9 protein-coding genes are annotated in these 8,226 nt (G+C 40.6%); 7 read left to right on the top strand and 2 right to left on the bottom strand.

The genetic code is table 11. The features are described from left to right. Both WKF69_RS14535 and WKF69_RS14540 read right to left on the bottom strand, forming a co-directional pair. Positions 1–1,080: MFS transporter (locus WKF69_RS14535; RefSeq protein WP_340382797.1), on the bottom strand; the 1,080-nt coding region annotated here is incomplete at its 3' end. A gap of 5 nt (positions 1,081–1,085) precedes the next feature. After that, positions 1,086–2,462: a M28 family peptidase gene (locus WKF69_RS14540; RefSeq protein ID WP_340382798.1), complete on the bottom strand. Its 1,377-nt coding sequence runs from the start codon at positions 2,460–2,462 to the stop codon at positions 1,086–1,088. Positions 2,463–2,746: 284 nt separating this feature from the next. Between WKF69_RS14540 and WKF69_RS14545 the strand changes: the two genes are divergently transcribed. From WKF69_RS14545 to WKF69_RS14575, 7 genes are all read left to right on the top strand, one after another. Beyond that, the gene (locus tag WKF69_RS14545) at positions 2,747–3,835 is read left to right on the top strand and encodes a hypothetical protein (protein ID WP_340382799.1); all 1,089 of its coding nucleotides are present in this window, start codon (positions 2,747–2,749) and stop codon (positions 3,833–3,835) included. Positions 3,836–3,925: 90 nt separating this feature from the next. Beyond that, on the top strand, positions 3,926–4,222 hold the full coding sequence (locus WKF69_RS14550; protein ID WP_340382800.1) for an excisionase family DNA-binding protein: 297 nt from the start codon (positions 3,926–3,928) through the stop codon (positions 4,220–4,222). 28 nt (positions 4,223–4,250) lie between these two features. Next, on the top strand, positions 4,251–4,661 hold the full coding sequence (locus WKF69_RS14555) for a hypothetical protein (RefSeq protein ID WP_340382801.1): 411 nt from the start codon (positions 4,251–4,253) through the stop codon (positions 4,659–4,661). An 87-nt stretch (positions 4,662–4,748) separates the two neighbouring features. After that, positions 4,749–5,711, top strand: a complete 963-nt coding sequence (locus WKF69_RS14560) for a hypothetical protein (RefSeq protein ID WP_340382802.1) — start codon at positions 4,749–4,751, stop codon at positions 5,709–5,711. A 313-nt stretch (positions 5,712–6,024) separates the two neighbouring features. Further along, entirely contained in the window at positions 6,025–6,738 is a 714-nt protein-coding gene (locus WKF69_RS14565; protein WP_340382803.1) for a hypothetical protein, read from the top strand. 481 nt (positions 6,739–7,219) lie between these two features. Continuing rightward, entirely contained in the window at positions 7,220–7,594 is a 375-nt protein-coding gene (locus WKF69_RS14570; protein WP_340382804.1) for a hypothetical protein, read from the top strand. A 257-nt stretch (positions 7,595–7,851) separates the two neighbouring features. Further along, positions 7,852–8,226: helix-turn-helix domain-containing protein (locus tag WKF69_RS14575; protein WP_340382805.1), on the top strand; the 375-nt coding region annotated here is incomplete at its 3' end.

The following is an 8,226-nucleotide window of genomic DNA, read 5'->3' on the forward strand; positions in this document are numbered from 1 at the left end:
TACCCTTCCCCGCATCTCATCAGGAGTTAAGATCTGAAGAATAGTTGAGCGGATAATAACACTGACGCTGTCGAATGCTCCCTCGAAGAAAAGTATCAGCAGCGACAGGTAAAAATTACGCGATAGTCCAAAGAGAATAATAGAAATTCCAAATCCGGCGACAGCGAATAACAGATTTCTCCATGGCTTATTCATTGGCGGGTACTTTGCCATGATTAACATGGCTACTACCGCTCCTACTGCAGGCGCCGCCCGCATCAAACCCAGGCCTTCCGATCCTACCTTTAGGATATCATGTGCAAAGATTGGCATGAGCGCTACAGCTCCCCCAAAAAACACTGAGAACATGTCCAGGCTGAGAGCCCCCAGCAACATCCGGCTTTTGAAGACGAAACGGATTCCCTCTTCAAGGCTCTTATATATGCTTTCTTTCGGGACAAATTTTGCAGGATGACTTTTAATGAAGAATATGATACAACTGAGCGACATAGTGATGAACGATAAGATCACCACGAAACAAGAAGTTATTCCCCCGAATCCGTAAAGGAGTCCGCCAGCCGCTGGGCCGATAATAGATCCAAGCTGATAGGCTCCGCTATTCCAGGTTGAAGAATTCGGATAGTGCTCCTTGGGAATGATCTGGCCCATTATAGAAAAGGCTGTAGGCGAATAAAAACCCCGAGCCAGGCCAATACAAAATATCATGAGATACATTGAAGAAATGATCATATCCTGTGACATCATCCCGGTTGCCGATTGAGATGTCACAAATGCGAGCACTGAAGAACAAATTAACATAGTGCTCATAATTTTGATGAGCATAGTTTTTTTATTCGATTTGTCAGCTATATAACCGCCATAAAGCGTCACAGTAATAGAGGGTATTGCTTCAGCTAAGCCTATAAGCCCTAGGGAAAGTGGATCTTTTGTGAGCTGATAAATGTACCAGCCCACAACCACCGCCTGGATCTGATAGGCAAACGTAAAAAGGAAGCGCATCGCGACGTAAGAACGAAACTCTGGAAATCGCAGGGCGATATAAGGATCAGTCTTGGTACTGGCAGGGGGAATATCACTCATTAAAACTATTTTGTTCCGTATTTATCTATCAGATAAATCATGGAAGCGATAGATGCAGCGCCCAATTCAAGCTCTCTTTTATTCACGTTTTCAAATACATCACTGCTGGCGTGATGGATGTCAAAGTAGCGCTGCGAATCTGGTTTGAATCCTATCAGCACAATACCCGGAACAGCTGTCTTTAAAGGTCCAAGATCTGAACCACTGACACCGGCTTCAATATCACTAACTTTATATGGCTCCAGAAGATGTTTCCATTTTGAAAAATGGGCCAGCGCGACCGGGGCATCTTCTATGGTAAAGCCCCGTGGAGTGAAACCACCTTCGTCAGATTCAAGTGCTGCAATATGTTTTTCATTATTCTGCTTTGCCAGCTCGGCATATTTCGCTCCCCCGCGTAAACCGTTTTCTTCATTCATGAACATCACTGCACGGATGGTGTTCTGCGGTTTGTATTTCAGAACTTTAAAGATCCTCAGTACTTCAATTGACTGCGTAACGCCTGTTCCATCGTCATGCGCGCCTTCCGCAAGATCCCAGGAATCCAGATGTCCACCGACGGTAATAATATTGTCCGGATTAACACTTCCGCGAATTTCACCTATGACATTATAAGAAAGGGCGTCAGGCAGAGTTTGGCAATTTTGTTTGAAATACAATTTGACAGCCGATCCATTTACTGAGAGTTTTTGACTAAGCAGTTCAGCCGCCTTTGTACTTATCGCAGCAGCGGGGATTTTAGTAACACCATCCTGATAGCGCATTCCACCAGTGTGGGGGTTATCATCAATGATGTTGGTCATTGATCTAACTATTACGCCAACGGCTCCCAGCTTAGCAGCCTCTACGGCCCCCTGGCCACGCTGATTAACAGCGCCGCTATATGCCTCGAAGGTATCGAACAGCTTTGCATCAAAAGGGCGGTTAAAGAAAACGATCTTACCCTTCACTGCTGCTCCAATGGACTTTAATTGTTCGAAATTCTTCACTTCAACAACCTGTGCCGTTATGCCATTTGCGGGCGTAGCTATTGATCCACCCAGCGCTGCAATCCTGACAGGTATCTTTGTGTTTCCCTCTATAATGAAGGAAGCCTCCTTCGCACCTCTCTCCCAATGCGGTACCATTAATTCCTGCAAATAAACTTTATCGAAGCCATAGTCCTCCATCAACTTCTTACTCCATTCAACAGCTTTCTGTGCATTTTTAGATCCGCTTAAGCGGGGTCCTATCTGTTTACAAAGATGTCTCAGGTTTTCATACGAATGGCCTTCTTCCAGGGCAACATTATAAAACTGTCGAAGCATCACAGAATCGGAGCCTTGCGCCATAAGGGAGGTGGCACATAAGAAAGCAAGGGCAAATAGTTTAAAGAATTTCATAGTGTAAATATATATTTCAATTCAATATCAACGAGTTACACCATTTCAGTATGAAAATAGTGGGAAAGCATCATCTACAATAGGTAACAAATAGTTTTACAACAGCAACCTTGTCGATCTATGAGGAGGTAAGTATTATCCGCCTCTTATAGTGCCAACGAAGATAATGTGTTAAACCGAATCTTTTTCATTTCCGAACGGATTTCCCAAACACTGAACTTCAGTTCATCTCTTTCTTAAAATATACTTGTTTGTTGCAAAAATGCTGAAGATCTTAGCGTGATATGAGAAGCCGTCATTTAGATAATTCTGAATTTATTGCATTAATAGTCTCTTTTGATGAAGCTACTGCTTATCAGGATAAACTTGTTTTATGGGAACGTCATTTCGATTTTCAGGTGATGGAAACTCATCGCGTTGTGAGTTTGAAGTATCTAAAAGATCAGTCGCTTAGGAACCTTGGCAAAACTATTTTTGTTAATAAATCGATGTACACCGCGAACATATCTTTATCTATAAAGCCTCAAAATGCGGGTGAATTGCTTAGCTATAATCAGTGGGCTATTGGACAGTGGAGAAAATATTATACCGCTCAGGAAAGGAAAAGAACATATAACAAGTTTTTACCACCTCTCAGGACATATGATACTCTTAAAGCAACGCTATTGCCAAAGCTCGCCCATCTTTCAAAACCCGAGCAAGCTTCACTATTAACGGAGTTACATGACCGCCTTTTTGGGGAGATTATCAGAATGCCAAATAAAGAGCTACTTCTGAAAGTATTACAGCTGTTCCTAACTGAAGATGAAGATGAAATTTTCGGCGCTATTGATACAAATCAAACATCGGCCTTACGTGAACTGCGGGTAATCGGTAAGTTGTGGGAACAACTAAAATTCATGGCTTTCATTGACACGGCAAGGAAGAAATTAAAGGTTAGTCAGTTTGGAAGCCCGTTCGAGATTGCAGCTCTTTCAACGGAGCAGATGCAAATTCTCTTCTCGGAAATGATTGATAATAATTTCATTGCTAGTGATACTTCTCCAATGAGCTTTTTCAGCATGTTGAAACAAGAGCCGGTGAAATCCAAAATTAGATGGATCGACATGGCGCCTACCAATCAATTCGTCAATAAAGGAACTTTGATAACATTTATCCATACGTTGGAAACTAATAAAACTGGGAACAATGCGCAACTGTACAAATTTATCATAGCGTATTTTGAAATAGAAATAGGTGTAGAAATTATTAACCTCAAACAGGCTAACCAAGAGAGTCTTAATACAAATCGAGCGGTAAACGAACGGTACATTATTTTAGACGAAATCATCAAGAAAGCTATGACGAGAACCGATACCCTTACTCCCATGTAAAGGTAAGGATATAGGATTCGGAAACCCGTCTTTCTAATTTTATCGAGAATTCATTGAGAGCTCCAATAGAATTCATTAACCGATAAAATTATGTGTATAAAAAAAGACATCCAACAAATCAAAGCATGCCTTTTAGGCCAAAAAAAGGCGATTTCAGCTTCTGAACTAAGCGATTATACTGGAATTAGCTTGAGCTACATTCATAAGCTCACTTCAAAGAATAAGATCCCGTTTTCGAAGCCGGGAGGTAAAATTTTGTTCTTCGACATTGATAAAATCAATCAATGGCTACTTGCAAATCCAAACCACTTAGCTGAAGATGTGGAACAAGAAGCAATTAACTATGTGACGAACCGTGTCAGAAAGGGGGTAAGGTATGACGACTAACCCTACCCTAAAATGCCTCTACTGCTTCATGCTAGGAGGCACTGACGAAAAGGACCGATTAAGGCTCATAAGGCTCAGCAAGGTTGGTAACAGCAAACCGTGGAATGCCGTGTTTAACAGTTCGGAAGACTTGACAATCCGGATACTGGGACCAATAGCATCAGCAGAAGATCACATTTCGTTTGTTTTCGAGCTAAATAAGTCTTCGCATAAGAACAGGGAAACCCTAATCCTACGGACTTCAACCGATATGATGCCGTTCGGGATCGGGCACGCAAAGGAGGACAAGGATTTGTATCTCTTCAAGGTGAACGCCGAATATAAGTTTGACATCTACGTAGCCGACACCGCAGGAACTGACAAGAGCATTCTTTTCCAGATGTTTATTGACGGATCCTTGGATGATGAGATCCGGGAGCTAAACCACCGAGCAGCATGAAAGGTAGCTGCGCCATTAACAACCGGAGAGACAAGCTCTCTCTGGTTTATAATATTAATATAAAAATCATTAAAAAATTTAAAATCAATGCTGGACACGATAAAAATACACATCTCTCCTTCTTATCTCACTCCCGAACTCTCCCAACACTTTCGAAATATTCTGGAGAATCAGGGTTACAACAGAGGAGAGTACGGTGAAACATATTCAGGGACACTGAAGAACATTAGAGTTAAAGTTAACGATGGAGGAATAACGGTTGAAGGGAGCTTACCCAAATATATAAACGGTAATAATCAGCTAACGTTAACAAAAGAACAGGCAGAAGAGGGTATAAAAAAGTTGGGTGAAGAATTGAGGTTACCACTAATGGAAGGCAAAGTTAAACGGCTTGATACCGGTGCACCCATCATATCTGACCTTACTGCTAAAGAATTATATCAGGTCTGTGGTGAAGCGCCACGGTTCAACCGATTAGAGCAAAACTCCGGATTATACTATGCTCAAACTAAGAGGTATATGGCACTGTACGATAAAGGAAATGAGTTGAAAAAGGGAGAACAACTATTGGACGCATTCAAAGGCAAGCATGTTTTGCGTTATGAATACCGTTGGTTATGCCATCAGACCTTGGCAAAGGACTTAGGCTTGACGGAAGTACTAATGAAAGATGTCTTTGCTAACTATGATATTCTGATAAAAAAATGGGCGTCAGCGTTCCTGATGATCGTTAAGAATCATGATATGATCACTTTTAACGCTGAAGCTTTTAAGGATACTGCTTCCTTCAATAATCAAATTTTGATTCAGGGTGTGGAACGGGTTGGTGGATTGCAGGCCGTTCTTCAGGCTATCAACGTTGCTAAGGATCGAGGCGACTTCGGCAAAACTAACAACTTAAGTTATTTGAAGCGAAAATACACAACTCTCATGACTCATCCGGTCCTTAGTGAGAAATCACCTGTAGGCAAAGAGGTTGAGGATAAGGTTAAGGCTATTGCATTCGCGATGGGCTGTCCATCAATAGAGTCACAAATACTTAACGGGTAAGGGGGACCCAGAACAATGGAAATACGGGCAGGGTGATAAATGCTTCTTAAGACCTCATGTAACTTGCATAGATCACATCCTTTTCCTTCGATCTCCTGCGTTATTTTGGTTCGTGTTAACCAATATATCCCCTCAAGAAAATATCGCGGGAGATCGGGAATGTTTAAAATTTAAAATTTTATGCTTCTTTTAAAAAACTGTATAGATACAGGATAAGAAGCTTTTAACTCTGCTTCCGGTTAATGGAAGTCCAAAAAAATGCTGGAATAATTAATTAAAAATATTTAAAGTCTTAAAAAAAACTATTAAAAATATGAAACAAGATCTCCCTTATCAATTACACCGAATTATTGAACTTTGTGACGAGGCCGTAGAAACTATAGTCATGGGAATTCCAACTGATATTTCCAAATATTTGCGGTGCAGAAGAATGTGCTCTTTGATTCTAAAATATCAAAATCAGCCTCTATTTGACTTTTTACTAAACAGAACACTTCCCAGGATAGAAGTCTGTTTTTTAGAATTACCGTATTTAATGGAATGTGACAGGCGTGGCTCTTATGCAGCACCCGTTTATAGTAGATTGATAAATGAATTTAAAAATTGGTATTATCATATTAAAGATGTAAAAGACGGCAGAAGGTGGGGTGATAGCCGATACCTTGCGTTGCATAAAAAAATTCGACAAGAAGTACGCCAAGAGCAAAGAGCATACTGTATTAAGAAAGCTAAAGAAGACTCCATCAGAAAAAAGCAGGCTCGGTTACCAAAGAAAGTTGTTAAGGTTAAGAAAAAACCTGTTCAATTAGTTACTTTAAAACAGCCACCACCTATTCTTTTTGATCCTGATCCCCAGCATGATAATGCTGTGCGCTTTTTAAAGGGCATGAATATAAGGTACAAGGTCGAGAATGAATATATGGAACTGGAAATTCGGATGGCTAAAAGGATGGGTGTTCCAGATCTATTAGTACAAAAACGTGGGCCATCTCTCCTCCCTACTTTGATTACACCTGGAATACTTTAAAGATTCACCTTTTTATCTTAAGTCTCACACATTATTTCCACACTTTTAATACAATATACCATCCACCGGAAAGAACCTGAGATAACCGGAATTAATAAATTAAAAATTTTATGCTTATAAAATTGCATATACGATAGTCAGATTTGACTTCCAACAATAAAAACAGGGCTTTACAGAAACAAAAATATATAATGATATAATAAAAATAGTAAAAGCAATAAACATGATAATAATAAAAAAACTAAATGCTCATGATAATGTATTAGAGCATCTTGACAAGACCGTCAGATTAATTGATAAATTAATAGAAAGCTTACAGGATACCCCTGTTTAAAAAAAGGAATTTTTAAGGGCTAAGGAATTGAGCAATCTGTGTAAGACACTATGCAGGGATCATTGCTCAGTTACGGACTTAGTGATAAGAACCTTGATTAAACACGTATCTACGTGCTGTATTGATCTAAAACGTATTGATAAACATGTGAAGGCTGTAGAATACACACAGTACAAAGTTTTACCGATTATTACCCAGGTGAACGCACACTTGCGTAGTTTCCGTGAACTTTTAGAATATTATAATCCAACTAAGGAATATAATGTTCAATCTGCGAAACCAATTGTTAAACCCTCGGCTACTAAATGTGTGGAAGAATCTGTGAAAAAATACCAAAGGGTTGAAATACCACTTTCACCAATACGATTGAAGTACGGTGCCACCAGGGCTTTCAGGTTAGAAGAGATAGAGCACACTGACCCCGTACTTGATGAAGCAAAAGAAATAGATTGGGAATACCCGGATGCTGGTAGTAACATCCCGCCAGACTATTTTCCAGAGAATATAGATTCGGAAGGTTAATAATGTGATGAGATTAAAATCTGCGAAGGTAGGCCACAAGCTGGAAAAAACGGAGTAAACTGACCACATATTCCGGAGTAAACTGACCACCTTCCCCGGTTGAAATTGACCACCCAATCCCGGAGCAAATTGACCAGGGTAAACCGGAGCAAATTGACCACCCCAGAAGAAAGAAAGTTCATGCTGATTTAACGGATTCAAAAAGGAGTTTTGCGGATTAAAATCCACTACTCCCGATGGCCAATAAATCAATAAGCATGAGTAAGATCAGACAGATTCTACGGTTACACAGTCAGGGCGAGAGCAACCTGGCTATTTACCGGTTAACCGGGGTATCCCGCAATACGCTTAAAAAGTACATTAAAGATTATAAGACGCTCAATCTGAACATGATTGAGATAGAAGACCTCTCAGACCAGGATCTGGACGAGCTCTTTACGCAGTTCAAACCCCATCAGCAGCATCGAAGCGAGAAGGCTCAGGCACTCTATGCTTTGTTTCCCGATATCGCAAAGCAGTTAAAACGTAAAGGGGTTACCCAGCAAATGCTGTGGGAGGAGTATTATGCCCGTCACCCGGATGGGCTTAAGGGTAGCCAGTTCGGTTTTCACTTTGCTTTGTGGAAGCAGCAA

It is taken from the genome of Daejeonella sp. (assembly GCF_037719425.1).
GTDB lineage: Bacteria > Bacteroidota > Bacteroidia > Sphingobacteriales > Sphingobacteriaceae > Daejeonella.

Excerpts from the sequence above, each read along its gene's own strand:
- WKF69_RS14540 (WP_340382798.1), bottom strand. The coding sequence starts at position 2,462 with ATGAAATTCTTTAAACTATTTGCCCTTGCTTTCTTATGTGCCACCTCC.
- WKF69_RS14545 (WP_340382799.1), top strand. The coding sequence starts at position 2,747 with ATGAGAAGCCGTCATTTAGATAATTCTGAATTTATTGCATTAATAGTC.
- WKF69_RS14550 (WP_340382800.1), top strand. The coding sequence starts at position 3,926 with ATGTGTATAAAAAAAGACATCCAACAAATCAAAGCATGCCTTTTAGGC.
- WKF69_RS14555 (WP_340382801.1), top strand. The coding sequence starts at position 4,251 with ATGCTAGGAGGCACTGACGAAAAGGACCGATTAAGGCTCATAAGGCTC.
- WKF69_RS14560 (WP_340382802.1), top strand. The coding sequence starts at position 4,749 with ATGCTGGACACGATAAAAATACACATCTCTCCTTCTTATCTCACTCCC.
- WKF69_RS14565 (WP_340382803.1), top strand. The coding sequence starts at position 6,025 with ATGAAACAAGATCTCCCTTATCAATTACACCGAATTATTGAACTTTGT.